Raw genomic sequence first — 17,024 nt, forward strand, 5'->3', positions numbered from 1 at the left:
GGAGGCCCGGCCCTTAGACTCTCCTCAGACATCCAGGGGGGTTTCTGTGCACGGACGGACCATGCGTCGTACGCGCATCGCGGCAGCGGGAGCGGTGATCGTCGCGCTCGCGCTGACGGGGTGCGCCCCTGAGTCGAGCCCCGCGTACACGCCGGCTCCGCAGGTCGAGGGCGCGCTGCCGGAGGACCTCCAGACGCAGCTGCACGACGCCGTGGCCCACGCGATGGCTGCCAGCGGTTCCACGGGCGCGGTCGTCGGCGTCTGGGCGCCGTGGAGCGGCTCGTGGGTCACCGGGATCGGGACCGCGGGCCCCGGGGACGAGACTCCCGCCAGCACGGACATGGCCTTCCGCATCGGCGACGTCACGCGGCTCATGACGTGCGACGTGCTTTATGCGCTGGCGGACCGCGGCACCGTGGCGCTGGAGGACTCCGTGACGACGTGGGTCGCCGGCGTCCCCGATCTGGCCGACGTGACGCTCCTGGACCTCTGCAACGGCACGTCCGGCCTGGGGCTGAGCTCGTCGATCGCGGAGTCGAACTGGCTCTCGAACCCCACGCGCATGTGGAACCCGAAGGAGCTCGCGAGCTACGGGATGGAGCAGCAGCGCACGGCCCCGGGCGGCGGTTTCCGGGACTCCGACGCGGCGTACCTTCTCCTCGGCCAGGCGCTCGAGCGGGCGAGCGGCCAGAGCGCCGCGTCCCTGATCCGCACCTACGTCACGGGTCCTCTGGGCCTGAACAGCACGAGCCTCCCCTCGGCGCGGCCGGCCGCGCCGAGCGACGGGCCCGTGCTCGCGGGCACGTACGCGCCGCGGACGCCGGAGGGCGGCTACGACTGCGCCGCTCCGGTGGACGTCACGGTGAGCTCCGCGAGCATCGGGTTCACCGACTCGGGCGTGGTCTCGACGATCGAGGACCTCGGCCGCTACGCGCAGGCCGAGGCGAAGCAGGCGCTGCGCACCAAGGACGAGCCCGCCCGCTTCGGCGCGCCCCTGCCGGCCTATGACGGCGCGCCGTCCTGGTTCCAGGCGACGGGAGGCGGGTACCTCGTGGGGACGATGGTGGGACAGCAGGGCTGGGCGCCCGGCTACCTCACCGCCGCGTACTCGGACCCGGCGAGCGGCTTCACGGTCGCCGTCGTGCTCAACGGCTCCTCGGGCGGCGGTGCGCTGATCTCGGCGCTCGCCTTCGAGCTCGCCGCGATCGGGTCGAAGGCCCCCGCCGCCAAGGGCGCCGCCGCCCCCGAGTTCGGGCTCCCCTTCACCGCGGAGCAGTACCACGAGGTGATCGGCAGCCAGGCGATCTGCCCCGTCGACCAGCCGGCCGCGGAGGAGCCCGCCGGGGAGGACGAGGGCGAGGGCGACGACGACTGACCGTCGGTCGTCCGCCGAGCTGAGCGAGGAGGAGGCGTCGATGGCGATCGTCGACAACGGCATCTACGTCGACGGCGTGCGCACGGAGAACCCGGCGTCGCTCGCGGAGACCTTCGAGCTGATGCATGCCCGCGGAGGCATGGGGTGGATCGGGCTCTACCGGCCCAGCGAGGAGGAGGTGCGCCAGGTCGCGGCCGAGTTCGGACTCCACGAGCTGGCGGTGGAGGACGCGCTGACCGGGCACCAGCGCTCGAAGCTGGAGCGCTACGGCGACACGCTCTTCCTGGTCCTGCGCCCCGCTCGGTACCTGGACGACGTGGAGGAGGTGGAGTTCGGGGAGCTCCACGTGTTCGTGGGCCCCACGTTCGTCGTCACGATCCGCCATGCCGAATCCCCGAGCCTGGGCCGGGTGCGCCACCGGCTGGAGAACGACCCCGCGCTGCTGGCGCGGGGTCCGGAAGCGGTGCTGTACGCGATCCTCGATGAGGTCGTCGACGAGTACGCGCCGGTCGTGGCGGGCCTGGAGAACGACATCGACGAGATCGAGGCGCAGCTGTTCGTGGCCGAGTCCGACCTCACTCAGCGCATCTACGAGCTCTCCCGCGAGGTGATCGGCTTCCAGCGGGCGACGCAGCCGCTGCGCGAGATGCTCGAGGCGCTCCTGCGGGGATCCGAGAAGTACGCCGTCGACGGCGAGCTGCAACGCTACCTGCGCGACGTCCTCGACCACACCATCCGGGTGATCGACCGCTCGGCCACCTTCCGCACGGTGCTGGACAACGCCCTCACGGTGGAGTCGACGATCGTCGCCCGCCGCCAGAACGACGAGATGCGGCGGATGACCGAGGAGAGCATCCGGCAGGGCGAGGAGGTCAAGAAGATCTCCAGCTGGGCCGCCATCTTCTTCGCCCCGACGATCGTCGCGGGCGTCTACGGCATGAACTTCGATGCGATGCCGGAATTGCACTGGGTCTTCGGGTACCCCATGGCCATCGGGCTCATGGTGGGCGGCGCGTTCGTGCTGTACCTCGTCTTCAAGCGCAAGGGCTGGCTCTAGGACGCCGCGTCCTTCCGGATCCAGAGCGGCCGAATGCGGCGTCGGTCAGAGTGCCGGAACGGTGATGCGGCGCAGGTAGGGACCGTTAGCGCCGTGGTGCACGCGTCGGAGCGCGTGGAGGTCGAACTTCTGAAACGGCAGGAGATCCCGGATCGAGGAGAGGTAGTCCTGGAACTCTCCCTGATCCTCGAAAGGGAACAGCCACTCGGGCATCCCTGTCGACCGCCGCGCGAGAAACACCGACAGAAGAGAGTGGGGGTAGCGACGCAGACCACCACCGGGCCGCGGGACGGGGACGGAGTCCTGGCCGGGAAGCGGCGCTCCCGTTGCGGGATCCGTGAAAGCGAAGAAGTAGTCGAGCCGCGTCTCGACGAGAGGACGGACGGCAGGTTCGCTCACGTCCGTGGTGAAGGCGAATGTCAGGACGGCGTCGAGCATGGTGACGGACGGATCCCACGCGTACTGCGTGTAGAGCCCGTCGAAGTGAACCCGCGCCGCTCCGAACTGGCTCTCCAGCTGCTCGCGGAGCGTCCGGGTGCTCCGGTCGGGGTGGTCGTTCACCGTGACTCTGATGCTCTCGGGCGATTGTGCCGTCGTTGTCGTGCAGCGGGCCAGGAAGGTCGAGACGTTCCGGAAGGCGGCTTCCGGGCGTGTGCCGTTGCGCAGCGCCTGGACGGCCCTCGACGGGGGGAGCTCATAGCTGAACACCGTTTCATCATGGCATCCACCCCGATCTGGGCTCCGTGACCGCCTGGTCGCCGTGGACCGTCGTCTCTGGACGGTCCCGTCGCTGTCGTCAGAGCAGGGCGATCGTCGCCAGGGATGTCGCCGTCACCAGGATCCACAGGATCGCTCCGAGCGCCAGGGGGCGCCACCCGGCCCTGCGCAGGGCCGCGACGTCGGTGGACAGGCCGATCGCGGCGAGGGCCATCGCGATGAGGAAGCCGCTCATCGCCGACAGGCCGTCGCGGACGGACGCGGGGACGATCCCCGTGGAGGTGACGGCGGCGACGAGGAGGAAGCCGACGAGGAACCAGGGCACGAGCCGGACGATCCCTCGCGGCGTGAGCCGGCGTCCGCGGGAGTGGCGCCGGGCTTCGGCGATCGAGAGTCCGACGCTGATCGGGATGATCATGAGCGTGCGAACGAGCTTCACGACGACCGCGAAGCCCAACGCCGCGGAGCCGTAGACGGCTGCGGCCGCCACGACGGAGCTGGTGTCGTTGACCGCGGTGCCGGCGAGCAGGCCGAACGTGTGCGGATCGAGCTGAAGCGCATGCCCGAGCAAGGGGAAGAGGACCACGGCCAGCACGTTGAACAGGAAGATCGTGGTCATGGCGTAGGCGATCTCGGCTCCCGTCGCCGCGATGACGGGGGAGACGGCCGCGATCGCGGAGGCGCCGCAGATCCCCGTGCCCACACCGATCAACGTGGTGAGGCGGCGCTCGACCCGCAGCGCCCGACCGAGAGCCCACGCCCCGAGGAGGCACACGGCGAGGCTCGTCAGCATGACCGGGAGGGACTCCAGCCCGACGCGCAGGACGTCGGCCACGGACATCTGCACACCGAGCAGGACGACAGCGGTCTGCAGGAGGAGGCGACCGGAGACCGCGACGCCCGGGGCGAGCAGGGGACCGGGCCGACGCCACAGCGAGATCGCGACGCCGATGAGCAGGGCGGGCAGCGCGGACCCGGCGACGGGCGCCAGACCGCCGAGAACGGTCGACACTGCGGCGATGAGGGCCGTCAGGCCGACTCCGGGGACGACGGCGAGCAGGCGCGGGCGATCGGCGGCGGACGCGGCGGGGGAGGGCATGGATCCAGCGTGCGCGAGCCGTCCTGCGCCGGGTAGCCGGGTGGTGCCGGTGGAGATACAGGACCAGACTGTGGGGATGGAGACGATGCGGACGGTGCCGGATCTGCCCGCCCTGGAGCTGCTCGCGGCGGTGGCGCGGCACGGGTCGATCTCGGCGGGGGCGCGGGAGGTCGGCGTCACGCAGCAGTCGGCGTCCGCGCGACTGCGGAGCGTGGAACGACAGGTCGGGCTGGAGCTCTTCCGCCGTTCGCCCGGCGGGGTCCGCCCGACGCCGGCGGGCGAGGTCGTCGTCAGCTGGGGCGAGGAGGTCCTCGCGGCCGCCTCCCGTCTCCGAGCGGGGATCGAGACCCTGCGCGAGGAGAGCCGGCGCGAGCTGACGGTCGCCGCGAGCCAGACCGTCTCGGCCCATCTGCTCCCGGGCTGGCTCGTCGATCTCCGCAGGCGTCAGCAGGACGAGGGGCGCATCCCCACCGCCGTGACCCTGGCGACCGGCAACAGCGAGGCCGTGATCGCGCGGGTGCGCTCGGGTGCGGCGGACCTCGGATTCATCGAGACGCCCCGCGTGCCCGACGACCTCGCGTCCACCGCCGTGACCACCGACGAGTTGGTCCTCGTCGTGGCGCCCGCGCATGCGTGGTCGCGGAGGGACGAGGTGTCGTTGGCGGAGGTCGCCGCAACGCCGATCGTCGCGCGCGAGTCCGGCAGCGGCACCCGCGATGCCTGGGAGCGGACCGTCAGGGAACGCCTGGGACATGATGCGCCGGAACCGGCGGCCGTGCTCCCCACCTCCGCGGCCGTGCGCTCGGCCGTCGTGGGCGGGCTCGGCGTCGCCCTCCTCTCCGGGCGCGCGGTCGCCGACGACATCAGGCTCGGCCGCCTGCACGTCGTGCCGATCGCGGGCGAGCGGCTGATCCGACCGATCACGGCGCTCTGGCGGGGAACGACGAGAGACCTCACGCCGACGAGCCGGACGCTCCTGGAGGTCGCCGCCGCCGGGGGCACCTGACGGGGCCGCCGCACCGATATCCTCAGCGGTGGGCGTGCAGACACCGAGGAGGTGTCGGACGGGACCCGCGGGGCCGAGGCGTCGGCGGCCGCGCTGTGAGAAGGAGCGGCGATGTCCCCATTGGTGCTGATCGGCCTGGTGGCCGTGCTGCTCTGGTCGCTCGTCTCGCATCGGTTCGAGCGCTGGGGGGTCGCCGGGCCTGCGGCCCTCATCGTCCTCGGCGCGGCGACGGTGGCTGCCGATCTCCCGGCCTTCGAAGGCGCCATCGACGCGGAGTGGAGCGAGAAGGTCGTCGAGGTCGTCCTCGCCATCCTGCTGTTCGTCGATGCGACCGCCGTCAGCGGCAAGGGCATCTTCGGGGGAGAGGGACGCGCGACGCTCCGTCTCATCCTGATCGGTCTGCCGCTGTCGCTCATCCTGGCCGTGGTCGCCGGAGTGCTGGTCATGCCGAACTCGGTCTTCGTGATCCTCGTCATCGCCTGTGTGGTGATGCCTACCGACTTCGCCCCGGCCGCGCGGATCCTGCGCCTGCGGCACGTCCCGCCCCGGGTCCGCCAGATCCTCAACGTCGAGAGCGGTTACAACGACGGCCTCGTGTCACCGCTGTTCGGCATGGCCCTGGCGACCTCAGTGGTCATCACCGGGGTCCTGCGGGCCGAGTCGGGCCAGGACGACGGCATGCTCGACACCGAGGTGGAGCACTTCGTGAGCGCGTTCCTCACCGCGGTTCCGGCGACGGCGGTCGCCATCGCCGTCGGGGTGGCCTTCGGAGCGCTCGTGGGGTGGGCTGTGCGCGTGCTGCATGCACGGGGGTTCGCCGATGACGGCGGTGTGCGCTTCGTCATGCTGTTGCTTCCGCTCATCGCCTATGGTGTCGCGATCCTGATCCCCGTCGTGCACGCGAACGGCTTCGTCGCGGCGTTCGTCGCCGGCGTGGCCTATCGCGTCGCTCGGACGCGTCGTCTCCCTGAGCGGACGATCCCCCACGCGGAACTGATCCTGGTCGAGGAGACGGGTCTGCTCGCGTCGAATCTCGTCTGGTTCATGCTCGGCGGCACGGCGGTTGTGGCGGTCCTCGACGGGATCGATCCGGCGGTGGTCCTCTTCGCCGTGCTGGCTCTGACGCTTCTGCGGATGGTGCCGGTCTGGCTCTCGCTGATGGGCAGTTCCGTCGGGAGACGGGACCGTGTGCTCATCGGCGCCCTCGGCCCGCGGGGAACCGCGTCCATCGTCTTCGGCCTGCTCGCCTTCAACGCACTGCCGACGAACAGCGTCGAGGCGGACCTCGTTCTCGATGTCATGGTGGTCACGGTCGTCTTGAGCGTTCTGCTGCACGGTGTCGTCGCTCCGACGGTGTTGCGCCGACTCGATCGCGGCAGCGCCCTGTCCGCAGCGGGCGCAGACCACGCGACGCACTGAGGCGTCCGTTCGGCGTAGCCGTCCGGCGTCAGATCGTGTGCGGCGCCGGATCCTCACCGGAGGACCGCGGCAGCAGCACGTTCACCCGGAAGCCTCCGGCGGCGTGCTCGGCGTAGACGTCGCCGCCGTGCGCGCGGGCGAGCCCCCGCGCGATGGCGAGCCCGAGCCCCGCGCCGGCGGCGAGCCCGTCGTCGGGCGTGCTCCGCGCCACATCCGCCCGCCAGCCGACGTCGAACATCCGGTCGAGGTCCTCCACGGCCACGCCGCCGCCGTGGTCCAGGACGCCGAGCACGAGTCGATCGGGGGCGAGCTCCGTGGCGGAGACGTGGATCTCGGAGCCCGGCGGCGCGTGCCGGACGGCGTTGCCGAGGAGGTTCACGACGATGCGGGTGAGCTTGTGCGGATCCGCCCACACGGCCGTCCCGTCCAGGCCCGAGCGGGTGATGCGGACGCCCCGCGCCTCGGCGATCGTCCCCACGTCCGCGACCGCGCCGGAGACGACGTCGAGGAGGTCGACCTGCTCGGTCTGCAGGCGCACCGAGCCGGAGGAGAGGCGGGAGAGCTCGAACAGGTCGTCGACCATCCGGTTCATGGTCCGCACCTGGCCGCGCACCTGCTCGGCGACCCGCTGCGGGTCGTCCGCGACGCCGAGCTCCAGGCTCTCGGCGAGGGCGTGCACGGCGGTGAGCGGCGTGCGCAGATCGTGCGAGATCCACGCGAAGAACCGGCGCCGATCCGAGTCCAGACGCTCCAGCTCCTCGCGGGCGTCCGCCAGGCGGGAGGAGACGTCGGCGAGCTCGGCCGACAGCTCGTCGAACTCGCTCCATCGCCCCTCGTGCGCGGTGACGACGTCGCCGTCCCCGACACGGTGAACCGAGTGCGACAGCGCCGCGAGCGACCGTCGGGCCGCGCCGGCGGTCACCGCCGCCGCGCCGAGCCCGAGCACCAGGGAGACGCCGATCACCCAGACGAGCACGGTGAGGTCGTGCGGCGAGATGTACATCTCGAACGCGATCGCGAGCACCGCGACGCCGACCGTGACCACGCCCGCCACCGCGACGATCGCCATCCGGATCCGCAGCGAGGGGCGGCGGACCAGCCGCAGCGCGAGGAGCGCCGCTCCGGCGACGACGAGCGCGGACGCGACCGCGGTCAGGACGATGACGGCGATGTCGCCGAGGTCGAGGGGCATCATGGGCGGACACGCCCTCCGTCCGGGACGAACCGGTATCCGGTGCCCCACTCCGTGACGAGGTGGCGAGGATCGCGCGGATCCTCCTCGATCTTCTCCCGCAGCCGCCGCACGTGGACCGTGACGGTCGAGGAGTCGCCCGCGTCCCACCCCCACGCCTCCCGCAGCAGCTCCTCGCGGCCGATCGTGCGGCCGGGGTGCGCGAGCAGGTAGCGGAGGAGGTCGAACTCGCGGGCCGCGAGCGGGATGTCCCGGCCGCGCACGGCCGCGGTCCTCCGGGCGAGATCGAGGACGAAGTCGCCGTCGCGGAGGACGACCGCCGCGTCCGCGGCTTCGACGCGTCGGCGGATGAGCGCCGCCACCCGGAGGGCGAGCTCGCGGAGGGAGAACGGCTTGGCCAGGTAGTCGTCCGCGCCGAGCTCCAGCCCCTCGATGCGGTCCTCGACGTCGCCGAGCGCGGTCAGCATGAGCACCGGCGCACGGGATCCGGCGCGCAGCTCGGCGCAGAGCTCGTCTCCGCTGACGCCGGGGAGCATCCGATCCAGGACCACGACGTCCGCCTCGACCTCCCGCAGGGCGCGCCTGCCCGCGTCGCCCGTCGCGCACAGCGTCACGGCGTAGCCCTGGGCGTGCAGATAGCCGCCCACGGCGTGGCGGACGTCGGCGTCGTCCTCCACGAGGACGACGCGGGGCCGGGCTTCCATGCGGTCGAGACTAATCCCGCTCCGGCGCGGGCGACGGTGCTCTTACGGCTTCGAAAGATGCGCTGCGACCGGCGGGGCGGGATCCGTATCGTCCTGGTCCAGCACCACGGCGGCCCGGATCGGGGCCGCGGACGAAAGGAACCCTCATGCGCAAGACCGTGTTCACCGGCATCGTCCTCCTGGCCTTGGCCGGCTCGTTCGTCGGCTGCAGCCAGACCGCGGACCCCGCGACTCCGGACTCCGCGATGTCGGACCCGACGATGTCCCCGGAGCCGTCGATGTCCGCCAGCCCGGAGGCCGAGGACATGACCGATGACGGGGACGACATGATGGCCGCGGACCGCTCCGGCACCTTCGCGGGACTGAACGGCAAGCGGGTCGCCGGCGAGGTGACCGTCTCGGGCACCGCGCTGACGCTCTCCGGCTTCTCCTCCGACGAGGGCCCGGATCTGCACGTCTATCTGACGAACGGGACGGACGAGGCCGCGGTCGCGGCGGGCATGCGGATCGACGCCGTCGCGTACGACCAGGCCTCGCAGACCTTCATGCTCGACGGGATCGACGTCGCGGGATACACCGACGTGGTGATCCACTGCGACAAGGCCAAGGCCGTGTTCGGGGCGGCGTCGCTGTCATGACGGGCCGGCGCCCGGCCCTGGCCGTGTCGCTGGGGAGCGACGCAGCCAGGGTGGTGGCCGGAGCGCTGTGGCTGACCGAGGGGATCGTCAAGTACCGCGCGGGGTTCGGCGCCGCCGACATCCTCCTGGTCGCGGGGAGCGCGGGCGGGAACGGTCGTGCGCCCTCCTACCTGGGGCCGCTGGCGGAGGCGATGCGGGCCGCACCCGGCCTGTTCGGAGGGGTCGTCCCCGCGGGGGAGATCGCTCTGGGGGTGCTCCTGGTGGCGGGGGTGCTCGGCCGATGGGCGGCCTTCGCGTCGATCGGGACGCTCATGCTCTACTGGGCCTCCGATCAGCTGATCGGCCAATACCCGGTCATGGCGCTGCTGGCCGCCGCCGTCCTCCTGGCCGGTCCGACGGCCACCGTGGCTTCGATCGACGCGCTCGTCCGCCGGCGCCGGCTCCGAAGAGAGGATCCGGTATATCGGAAGTAATCCTATGAGGTTGGTCACATCATCCTGCCGACGGATGCGCCGGGGGCAGCGGAGTCAATACGGTGTGGGGAAGACCTGGCGCTGACGTGCCCGGAACGAAGGAGCCCCGATGCGCACATCCGCACCCCGACTCGTCGTCGTCCTCGCCGCGACGGCCCTGGCCCTGACCGCCTGTTCCGGCGGTCCCGGCGGAGGCGAGCTCGACTACGAGGACTCTCCGCTCAACACGTATCTGTCCGCGGCCTACGGCGGCGACGCCTCCCCCGAGGAGCAGCAGAAGAAGTTCGACGAGCAGCAGAAGAAGCAGGAAGAGCTCATGGCCGAGTGCATGGCCGAGCAGGGCTTCGAGTACAAGCCGAACATCCAGGACAGCGGCGCGATCTTCAGCAGCGGCGACGGCGACTGGGACCCGGAGAACAAGGAGTGGGTCGAGAAGTACGGATATGGCGCGGTGAACAGCCCGTGGCAGGAGCGCAACGCGGAGCAGGAGCCGGAGACCTACCAGGACCCGAACCAGAAGTACATCGAGTCCCTCAGCGAGTCCGAGCAGGCGGCGTACTACGAGACGCTGTACGGACCGCAGCCGGATCCGGCGGAGATGAGCGAGGACGGCAGCTTCGAGTACAAGTGGGAGAACGCAGGCTGCCAGGGCAAGGCGCAGCACGAGGTCCAGGGCGACGATCCGTGGCAGCAGGACGAGTTCGCCGACCTGCGCACGCGCATGGAGGAGTTCTGGACCTCGACGCAGGAGTCGTCGGAGATGGCGGACCTGAACGCCGAGTGGGCCGCGTGCATGACCGATGCCGGTGAGCCCGGCTTCACCAACCAGATGGACGCCGCACAGTCCATCTACGACGAGCAGAACAAGATCTACGAAGCCGCCTACGGAGACGGCTCCGAGGAGATGACGGCCGAGCAGATGGAGGCCGCCGACCCGAGCAAGAGCCCTGAGATGAAGAAGCTCGGCGAGCGGGAGATCGAGCTGGCGCTGAAGGACCACGAGTGCCGCCAGAAGACCTCCTACCTGCAGAACTCCCTGAAGATCCAGTTCGCCCTCGAGGAGCAGTTCATCAAGGAGAACAAGGCGGACCTCGAGGCCTTCAAGACCGCGGCCGAGCAGGCCCAGGCCCAGTGATCCGGCGCGCAGGCCGGGGCGCGGGCGAGCCCGTCGAGCCGGAGTCCGGCGAGACCGGCGCGGTCGACCCGTCCGATGGAAGCGCCGAAGCGACCGCGGACGCGCCCGTGGCCGCCGGTGAGTCGGCGACCACCGAGGAGTTCGACCGCCTGATCCGCGAGGACGACGAGGAGGCCGAGGACGCGGCGTCCTCCGGCGGCTCCTCGCGCGTCCGGGGATGGGGGCGGGTCTTCCGGGGCAACAAGTCGCTGTGGATCGTCGCCTCCCTCGCGGTCGTGAGCCTCGTCGCGGGACTGCTGATCGGGACCTTTCTGATCTCGCCCGCCGACGCGAAGGGGCCGCCCCCGAAGCCGGGGCTGGTCACGGTCCCGGTGGAGTTCGGCCCGCTCAGCAACGACGTCACCCTCCGCGCGGACGTGGGGTACGCCGACGCGGTCGAGGTGACGCTCGACACGTCCGCGGTCTCCGGCGCCGCCGTCGTCACGGGGCAGGTGCCGGAGGTCGGGGCCACGTTGTCCCCGCTGTCGATCGCCCTGGAAGTCGTGGGGCGTCCGGTCATCGTCCTGCCGGGCGAGCTGCCCGCCTACCGGACGCTGCGCCTGGGGGTCTCCGGGCCGGACGTGGTCCAGCTCAAGCAGGCGCTCGCCGCGGTCGGGATCGATCCCGGCGACGTGGGCTCGAACCAGTTCGACGAGGCCACCGCCAACGCCGTCGCGCAGCTCTACGCGCAGGCCGGCTATCCGGCACCGCCCGCCCCGGACGGCGCCGCGGAGACCTTCCGCGCCGCGCAGGAGGGCGTCCGCAGCGCGGAGAGCGGCGTGGCCTCGGCGCAGAGCGCGCTGGATCAGGCGGGGGCCGGACCGACGGACGTCCAGATCTGGGAGGCGGACGTCGCCGTGGCCGAGGCCGAGCGCAAGGTCGCGGAGGCGAAGGCCACGCAGGGCGACGTGCAGGCCGCCGAGTGGGCGTTGCGCACCGCGCAGCTGCAGCGCGAGGCGCTGTGGAACGGCAAGGACACGAGCGTCGAGCGAGCGGCGCTCGACGCCGCCCACGCCCAGGTGCAGTCCGCGAACGAGGCGCTCGAGGAGGCCCGGCAGGCGATGCTGCCGTACCTGCCGTCCAGCGAGGTGCTTTTCCTCACCGAGCTCCCCCGCCGCGTGGACGCGGTCGAGGTCAAGCGCGGAACGGTGCTCCAGGGCAAGGCGATGACGGTGTCCGGCGCGACCGTGAGGCTGACCGGCGCGGCGGCCGACGCCGACGCGCGACTGCTCTCGGTCGGCGCGGAGGCGACGTTCGAGCTTCCCGACGGCACCGAACACCGCGCCGTGATCAGCGCCCTCAACGCGGGCAAGGACGCCAAGGCCCGCTGGGAGGTGCTGTTCGAGCCCGACCCGCTGTCGCCGGAGCAGATCCAGCAGCTCCAGGGCACGAACGTCCGCGTGAAGATCGCCGTCGGCGCCACGGACGGCGACGTGCTGTCCGTGCCGCTGGCCGCGCTCACGGCCGGTCCGGGTGGAGAGTCCCGGGTCGAGGTGGTCGAGTCCGACCCCAAGGAGGGGGAGGACGCGAAGACGCGGATGGTGGTCGTGGAGACCGGCCTGGCCGCCCGCGGCGCGGTCGAGGTCCGACCGACCGAGGGCGCGCTCGAGAAGGGCGACCTCGTGGTGGTGGGGCGGTGACGGCGCCTCTCGTCGAGCTCCGTGACGTCACCCGATCCTTCCCCGGGCCGCCGGAGGTGCAGGCGCTCAAGGGCGTCAGCCTCGCGGCGGAGGCCGGCGACTACCTCTCCATCGTCGGGCCGAGCGGGTCGGGCAAGTCGACCATGCTCAACATCCTGGGGCTCCTGGACCGGCCGAGCGTGGGGGAGTACCGCCTGGCGGGCGCGCTGACCGGCGATCTCTCCGACGACGACCGCGCCGCGGTGCGGGCGCGCTTCATCGGCTTCGTCTTCCAGTCGTTCCACCTCATGGCGCGGCGCACGGTGCTCGACAACGTGCTCATGCCGATGCTCTACAGCGGCGTCCCGCGTGCGGAGCGGGAGGGGCGCGCGGAGCAGGCGCTGATCCGGGTGGGGCTCGGCCACCGGATCGGTTTCTTCCCGAACTCACTGTCCGGCGGTGAGCGGCAGCGGGTGGCGGTGGCGCGCGCCGTCGTGAGCGGCCCGCGGCTGCTCCTGGCGGACGAGCCCACGGGAAACCTCGACCAGAAGACCTCGGGCGAGGTGATGACCCTGTTCGAGGAGCTCAACGCGGACGGTCTGACGCTCATCGTCATTACCCACGACGACGCGGTGGCGCGCCGGGCCGCCCGGCGGATCCGCATCGCCGACGGCCGATTGAGCGAGCTGTGAGGCTGTGGCCGCGCCGGCGGGACACCGGCACCCCGGGTGAATCCGCCCCGATCGACGCCGCGGACGCCGAGACGACCGAGGACGGTTCGCTGCTCGACGGCATGACCCCCAAGTCTCCGAAGAGGAGGAGGGGCCGACGGATCGGTCGACGCAGAGGCGGCGCGGGGGACGCCGAGGCGGCCGGGAACCCGTCCGCCTCGTCCCTGGTCCCCGCCGTGCGGCACGCGGACCGGTTCACCTTCCAGGACCTCGTCGCCGAGGCGACGTCGGACATCGGATCCCGGCCCGCGCGCCTGGTCATGACGATCCTCGGCACCGTGCTCGGGATCGGATCCCTCGTGGCGACGATCGGGTTCGCGCAGACCGCCGCCGGGCAGATCGCCCGGCAGTTCGACGGCGTGGCCTCGACGCAGGTCGTCGTGACTCCGGCAGAGGCGCGCACGGGCGGGCAGAACAAGACGGTCGCGGCGGGGCGGATCCCCTGGGACGGCGCCAACCGCGTCATGCACCTCGCGGGCGTCGAGGACGCCGCGCTGCTCGCCGACGTGACGCTGAACGACGCCGACACGATCACCGCCGTCCCGGTCAACGACCCCTCTGCACCGGTCCCCGCCTCGCCCAAGCTGTTCGCCGCCTCGGGCGGCCTCCTCCCCGCCGTCGACGGCGGGCTTGTGACCGGGCGGGCCTTCGACGCCGGGCACGACCGGCGCGCGGACCGCGTCGCGATGCTCGGGGAGAAGGCGGCGGAGCGCCTGGGGATCAACCGCGTGGACTCCCAGCCGTCGATCTTCATCGGCGGGGTGGCCTACGCCGTGATCGGGATCGTCGACGGCATGGAGCGCCGCAGCGACCTCCGCGACGGCGTCATCATCCCGATGGGCGCGGCGCGCGCGGACTTCGACGTGGTCGCCCCGTCCGAGCTCGCCATCCGGATCACGGTCGGCGCCGGTCCTCAGGTCGCGAAGCAGGCCGTGCTCGCGCTGCAGCCCGACGAGCCGGACACCCTCAAGGCGCGGGCGCCGGCTGCGGCCTCGGATCTCAGCCAGAACGTGCAGGCCGACGTGAACGTCGTCTTCCTCATCCTCGGCGCGATCGCGCTGCTGGCCGGAGGACTCGGCATCGCGAACGTCACGCTGCTGTCGGTGATGGAGCGGATCGGCGAGATCGGCCTGCGGCGGGCGCTCGGCGCGACCCGGAAGCAGATCGGTCGTCAGTTCATGGTGGAGTCGATCGTCATCGGCCTGATCGGGGGGCTGATCGGCGCCTCGCTCGGCGTGATCGCGGTAGTGGTCGTCGCGGCCGTCCAGGGATGGGCGCCCGTGACGGACCCCCTCGTCGCCGTGGCCGGCGCGCTGCTGGGCGCCGTCGTGGGGTGGGCCTCCGGCTGGTATCCGGCCTGGCGGGCGACGCGGATCGAACCCGTGACGGCCCTCCGCGGCGGCTAGCGCCGGGCCGCGGGCGGCGATCCGGCCGCCTCCTGGACCAGCGTCTCCGGGGCCGCCGTCTCCGGTGCGTCTCCGAAGAGCTCGGCCAGGGGCGGGAGGGCAGTGAAGCCCTGGCTCGCGAGGAAGTGCCCCGCGCCGGGGACCACGACGATGTCGGCGTCGAGCGCGCGTCCGAGCGCCCGGGAGTGTGCGGGCGGCACGATCGCGTCGTCGTCGGAGTGCAGCATCACCCGGCGGCGGATGCGCGAGGCCAGATGCTCCAGGTCGGGCGCGGGGGACACGAAGGGATCGAGCTCCGGCAGGGTCGGAAGCGGATCGGCGAAGCCCGCGACGCCGACGAACATCCCGAGCCGCTCGGAGCGGCCGAGTCCGTCCAGCGCATGCAGGGCGGTGACGGTGCCCAGGCTGTGGGCGACGACCGCGGTCCGTTCGTCGGCGGTGCCCAGCGCATCCCGCACGGCGGCGACCCACCGTTCGCGGTCCGGGGCCGTGGTGCCCGGGAGCGCAGGGATCACGGTGTCGATGCCCTGCTCCCGGAGGCGGTCCGCGAGCCAGGCGAACCAGTGGTCGGCGGGGGTGGCGGAATAGCCGTGGACGATGATCGCGCGGTCGATGCTCACGTCCGGGCCAACACCGGTCCGGCCCCGAGGATTCCGCGGCGACAGCGGGGATGGAGCCGGCGGGTCGGAAAGGGGGTCAGGGGCGTCACTCCATGTGCTCGGGGATGAGCTTGATGCCGCCGGAGGAGTGCGCGGAGTGGGCGAGCTCGTCGATCCACTTGCGGCTCAGGGGCGGCTGCTCGGGCTCGTCGAACACGAAGCGCAGCGGGATGGAGGGGTGCACCCAGATGGTGCTGCGCCCGCGCGGCTGCTCCTCGGGATGCGTCCACGAGACGGTGAAGCTCTCGTTGCGGCGCAGTTTGGTCGCGATCACGATCTTCAGGTGCGCCAGTGCCCGATCCTCGATCTCGATCGGGGCCTCGGCGCTGCCGTAGTAGAGAGTTCCCATGTGTGAACCGTATCTGTGTCAGGGGGCGGGCAAGGGACGGGTTTCGGGGGCTTGACGGCGGCGCACCCCGTGCAATAGGGCGCGCCGCCGTGCGGCGTCACGCGCCGACGAGCTCGCGCTCGGCCGGGACGCCGTCGCTGCCCTCGCCGATGGCCCGGCGGATCTGCCACCACGAGTCGTAGCTGCGCTCGGGGAGGCCCTGGACGACGAGGAGATCCGTCATCGGCAGGTCCTCGCGGCGCGCCTCGCGGACCAGATCGTCCTTCTCCGCCGGGTACTCCATCTCGGCGAGGAAGCGGTTGAGTGAGGGGGAGAGCATCATGCTCCTGCTCCTTCCGTGGATGGGGCGCCGCCGACCGGGGCGTCCGGACCAGGACGCCCCGGGGCGGTCGCCAGGGGATCAGGCGGTGAGGGAGGCCGTCTGGTCCGCGGACGCGACGGCGATCTTGCGCGGCTTGGCCCGTTCGCTCACGGGGATGATCACCGTGAGCACTCCGCTCTCGTACGACGCCGAGATCTTCTCCAGATCGACGCCGTCCCCGAGAGTGAACTGGCGCAGGAAGGACCCCGCCGTGCGCTCGCGGTTCAGCCAGCGCACGCCCTCGCCGGAGTCCGCGGTGCGCTGGGCGCGGATCGTCAGCAGCGACCCGTCCAGATCGATGTCGATCGACCCGGGGTCCACGCCGGGCAGGTCGGCGTGAAGGATGTATCGGTCGCCGTCACGGGCGAGGTCGACCGGCATGAATCGGGGTGCGCGGCCGGAGTCCAGCACGCTCGCGGCGAAGCGATCGAGCTGACTGATCGGATCGAAGTTCAATGCCATGATGTGCTCCTTTCGTGCGGCCCGAATCGGGCGGTGGGGATGCAGGTAATCTGCACCGTGTGCTATAGATTTACTCATACAACACATCGAACCGATCTGCAAGTACCCGATGAGGATCACCATGACTGAGCGCGACTCCGGGACGCCGGTGTACGGCATCGCCATCGCCGCGCAGCTGGTGGGGATGCCGATCCCCACACTCCGGCTGTTCGAGAGCAAGGGGCTGCTGACGCCTTCCCGCAGCGACGGCGGGACCCGCCAGTACAGCGACGACGACATCGACCGGCTCAAGCGTGCGGGCCGGCTCCGCGACGAGGGGCTCAACATCGCCGGGATCAGCCGGGTGCTGGATCTCGAGGACGCGAACGCCCAGCTGCAGGCGGAGCTGTCCGAGAGCCGAGGCGCGGACGGAGGGGACGAGCGGCCCGCGTCCTGAGCCGCGCGGGACTGGTCTGTCCGGCAGCGCGTCACCAGGAGTTCAGCCGGCGTTCCGTTCGCGGTACGCCGGTCTCGTAATTCCCCGTCACCTTCCGGAGTTGGAATACCGGTGATCTCGCAATGGCGAGGCACCCTCCTCCCGAAA

Annotated in this window: 19 protein-coding genes; 11 read left to right on the forward strand and 8 right to left on the reverse strand. The window is 71.7% G+C overall.

All coding sequences use genetic code 11. The annotated features are described in order from the left end of the window. Positions 1-61 precede the first annotated feature (61 nt). Entirely contained in the window at positions 62-1,375 is a 1,314-nt protein-coding gene (locus K8F61_RS14190) for a serine hydrolase domain-containing protein (protein ID WP_231819568.1), read from the forward strand. A gap of 40 nt (positions 1,376-1,415) precedes the next feature. Next, positions 1,416-2,432, forward strand: a complete 1,017-nt coding sequence (corA, locus tag K8F61_RS14195) for a magnesium/cobalt transporter CorA (protein WP_067245397.1) — start codon at positions 1,416-1,418, stop codon at positions 2,430-2,432. A gap of 45 nt (positions 2,433-2,477) precedes the next feature. On the opposite strand, the gene K8F61_RS14200 is transcribed toward corA, so the two are convergent. Further along, entirely contained in the window at positions 2,478-3,140 is a 663-nt protein-coding gene (locus tag K8F61_RS14200; RefSeq protein ID WP_231819569.1) for a hypothetical protein, read from the reverse strand. Positions 3,141-3,228: 88 nt separating this feature from the next. Continuing rightward, the gene (locus K8F61_RS14205) at positions 3,229-4,248 is read right to left on the reverse strand and encodes a YeiH family protein (RefSeq protein ID WP_231819570.1); all 1,020 of its coding nucleotides are present in this window, start codon (positions 4,246-4,248) and stop codon (positions 3,229-3,231) included. A gap of 76 nt (positions 4,249-4,324) precedes the next feature. Between K8F61_RS14205 and K8F61_RS14210 the strand changes: the two genes are divergently transcribed. Next, on the forward strand, positions 4,325-5,254 hold the full coding sequence (locus K8F61_RS14210) for a LysR family transcriptional regulator (protein ID WP_231819571.1): 930 nt from the start codon (positions 4,325-4,327) through the stop codon (positions 5,252-5,254). 111 nt (positions 5,255-5,365) lie between these two features. Continuing rightward, the gene (locus K8F61_RS14215; RefSeq protein ID WP_231819572.1) at positions 5,366-6,673 is read left to right on the forward strand and encodes a cation:proton antiporter domain-containing protein; all 1,308 of its coding nucleotides are present in this window, start codon (positions 5,366-5,368) and stop codon (positions 6,671-6,673) included. Positions 6,674-6,701: 28 nt separating this feature from the next. Here the strand turns inward: K8F61_RS14215 and K8F61_RS14220 are convergent, their stop codons facing one another. Both K8F61_RS14220 and K8F61_RS14225 read right to left on the reverse strand, forming a co-directional pair. After that, a complete protein-coding gene (locus K8F61_RS14220; RefSeq protein ID WP_231819573.1) occupies positions 6,702-7,868 on the reverse strand; it encodes a sensor histidine kinase in 1,167 nt (388 codons plus the stop codon). Beyond that, complete coding sequence (locus tag K8F61_RS14225) at positions 7,865-8,569, reverse strand: response regulator transcription factor (protein ID WP_231819574.1); 705 nt, start codon at positions 8,567-8,569, stop codon at positions 7,865-7,867. Before K8F61_RS14225 ends, K8F61_RS14220 begins: the two co-directional genes overlap by 4 nt. Before the next feature lie 146 nt (positions 8,570-8,715). Here K8F61_RS14225 and K8F61_RS14230 point away from each other — a divergent pair, with 146 nt between their 5' ends. The 6 genes from K8F61_RS14230 (at position 8,716) to K8F61_RS14255 (ending at position 14,610) form a co-directional block, all read left to right on the forward strand. Then, the gene (locus K8F61_RS14230; RefSeq protein ID WP_231819575.1) at positions 8,716-9,207 is read left to right on the forward strand and encodes a DM13 domain-containing protein; all 492 of its coding nucleotides are present in this window, start codon (positions 8,716-8,718) and stop codon (positions 9,205-9,207) included. Continuing rightward, the gene (locus tag K8F61_RS14235) at positions 9,204-9,680 is read left to right on the forward strand and encodes a hypothetical protein (protein ID WP_231819576.1); all 477 of its coding nucleotides are present in this window, start codon (positions 9,204-9,206) and stop codon (positions 9,678-9,680) included. The genes K8F61_RS14230 and K8F61_RS14235 overlap by 4 nt, the downstream gene beginning before the upstream one ends. 109 nt (positions 9,681-9,789) lie before the next feature. After that, on the forward strand, positions 9,790-10,815 hold the full coding sequence (locus K8F61_RS14240) for a putative sodium/potassium/calcium exchanger (RefSeq protein WP_219085236.1): 1,026 nt from the start codon (positions 9,790-9,792) through the stop codon (positions 10,813-10,815). Beyond that, a complete protein-coding gene (locus tag K8F61_RS14245; RefSeq protein WP_231819577.1) occupies positions 10,812-12,494 on the forward strand; it encodes an efflux RND transporter periplasmic adaptor subunit in 1,683 nt (560 codons plus the stop codon). Before K8F61_RS14240 ends, K8F61_RS14245 begins: the two co-directional genes overlap by 4 nt. Further along, entirely contained in the window at positions 12,491-13,165 is a 675-nt protein-coding gene (locus tag K8F61_RS14250) for an ABC transporter ATP-binding protein (RefSeq protein ID WP_219085237.1), read from the forward strand. Before K8F61_RS14245 ends, K8F61_RS14250 begins: the two co-directional genes overlap by 4 nt. After that, positions 13,162-14,610, forward strand: a complete 1,449-nt coding sequence (locus tag K8F61_RS14255; RefSeq protein ID WP_231819578.1) for an ABC transporter permease — start codon at positions 13,162-13,164, stop codon at positions 14,608-14,610. The genes K8F61_RS14250 and K8F61_RS14255 overlap by 4 nt, the downstream gene beginning before the upstream one ends. Here K8F61_RS14255 and K8F61_RS14260 read toward each other — a convergent pair. The 4 genes from K8F61_RS14260 to K8F61_RS14275 form a co-directional block, all read right to left on the reverse strand. After that, positions 14,607-15,230 carry an RBBP9/YdeN family alpha/beta hydrolase gene (locus K8F61_RS14260; protein ID WP_231819579.1) on the reverse strand — a complete coding sequence of 208 codons (624 nt, stop codon included), beginning with the start codon at positions 15,228-15,230 and terminating at the stop codon, positions 14,607-14,609. The two genes, K8F61_RS14255 and K8F61_RS14260, sit on opposite strands and share 4 nt — an antisense overlap. An 85-nt stretch (positions 15,231-15,315) precedes the next feature. Further along, positions 15,316-15,618 carry a DUF7882 family protein gene (locus K8F61_RS14265; RefSeq protein ID WP_067245427.1) on the reverse strand — a complete coding sequence of 101 codons (303 nt, stop codon included), beginning with the start codon at positions 15,616-15,618 and terminating at the stop codon, positions 15,316-15,318. 97 nt (positions 15,619-15,715) lie between these two features. Continuing rightward, positions 15,716-15,940, reverse strand: a complete 225-nt coding sequence (locus K8F61_RS14270) for a DUF2795 domain-containing protein (RefSeq protein ID WP_231819580.1) — start codon at positions 15,938-15,940, stop codon at positions 15,716-15,718. A 78-nt stretch (positions 15,941-16,018) separates the two neighbouring features. Next, positions 16,019-16,441, reverse strand: a complete 423-nt coding sequence (locus K8F61_RS14275) for an Hsp20/alpha crystallin family protein (protein ID WP_067245430.1) — start codon at positions 16,439-16,441, stop codon at positions 16,019-16,021. A 121-nt stretch (positions 16,442-16,562) separates the two neighbouring features. Between K8F61_RS14275 and K8F61_RS14280 the strand changes: the two genes are divergently transcribed. Next, on the forward strand, positions 16,563-16,877 hold the full coding sequence (locus K8F61_RS14280; RefSeq protein ID WP_219085240.1) for a MerR family transcriptional regulator: 315 nt from the start codon (positions 16,563-16,565) through the stop codon (positions 16,875-16,877). Positions 16,878-17,024 lie beyond the last annotated feature (147 nt).

The organism is Microbacterium resistens, from assembly GCF_021172025.1.
Taxonomy (GTDB): domain Bacteria; phylum Actinomycetota; class Actinomycetes; order Actinomycetales; family Microbacteriaceae; genus Microbacterium; species Microbacterium resistens.

Excerpts from the sequence above, each read along its gene's own strand:
- K8F61_RS14265 (WP_067245427.1), bottom strand. The coding sequence starts at position 15,618 with ATGGGAACTCTCTACTACGGCAGCGCCGAGGCCCCGATCGAGATCGAG.
- K8F61_RS14240 (WP_219085236.1), top strand. The coding sequence starts at position 9,790 with ATGCGCACATCCGCACCCCGACTCGTCGTCGTCCTCGCCGCGACGGCC.
- K8F61_RS14270 (WP_231819580.1), bottom strand. The coding sequence starts at position 15,940 with ATGATGCTCTCCCCCTCACTCAACCGCTTCCTCGCCGAGATGGAGTAC.
- K8F61_RS14210 (WP_231819571.1), top strand. The coding sequence starts at position 4,325 with ATGGAGACGATGCGGACGGTGCCGGATCTGCCCGCCCTGGAGCTGCTC.
- K8F61_RS14235 (WP_231819576.1), top strand. The coding sequence starts at position 9,204 with ATGACGGGCCGGCGCCCGGCCCTGGCCGTGTCGCTGGGGAGCGACGCA.
- K8F61_RS14280 (WP_219085240.1), top strand. The coding sequence starts at position 16,563 with ATGACTGAGCGCGACTCCGGGACGCCGGTGTACGGCATCGCCATCGCC.
- K8F61_RS14215 (WP_231819572.1), top strand. The coding sequence starts at position 5,366 with ATGTCCCCATTGGTGCTGATCGGCCTGGTGGCCGTGCTGCTCTGGTCG.
- K8F61_RS14190 (WP_231819568.1), top strand. The coding sequence starts at position 62 with ATGCGTCGTACGCGCATCGCGGCAGCGGGAGCGGTGATCGTCGCGCTC.
- K8F61_RS14205 (WP_231819570.1), bottom strand. The coding sequence starts at position 4,248 with ATGCCCTCCCCCGCCGCGTCCGCCGCCGATCGCCCGCGCCTGCTCGCC.
- corA (WP_067245397.1), top strand. The coding sequence starts at position 1,416 with ATGGCGATCGTCGACAACGGCATCTACGTCGACGGCGTGCGCACGGAG.
- K8F61_RS14225 (WP_231819574.1), bottom strand. The coding sequence starts at position 8,569 with ATGGAAGCCCGGCCCCGCGTCGTCCTCGTGGAGGACGACGCCGACGTC.
- K8F61_RS14230 (WP_231819575.1), top strand. The coding sequence starts at position 8,716 with ATGCGCAAGACCGTGTTCACCGGCATCGTCCTCCTGGCCTTGGCCGGC.
- K8F61_RS14275 (WP_067245430.1), bottom strand. The coding sequence starts at position 16,441 with ATGGCATTGAACTTCGATCCGATCAGTCAGCTCGATCGCTTCGCCGCG.
- K8F61_RS14220 (WP_231819573.1), bottom strand. The coding sequence starts at position 7,868 with ATGATGCCCCTCGACCTCGGCGACATCGCCGTCATCGTCCTGACCGCG.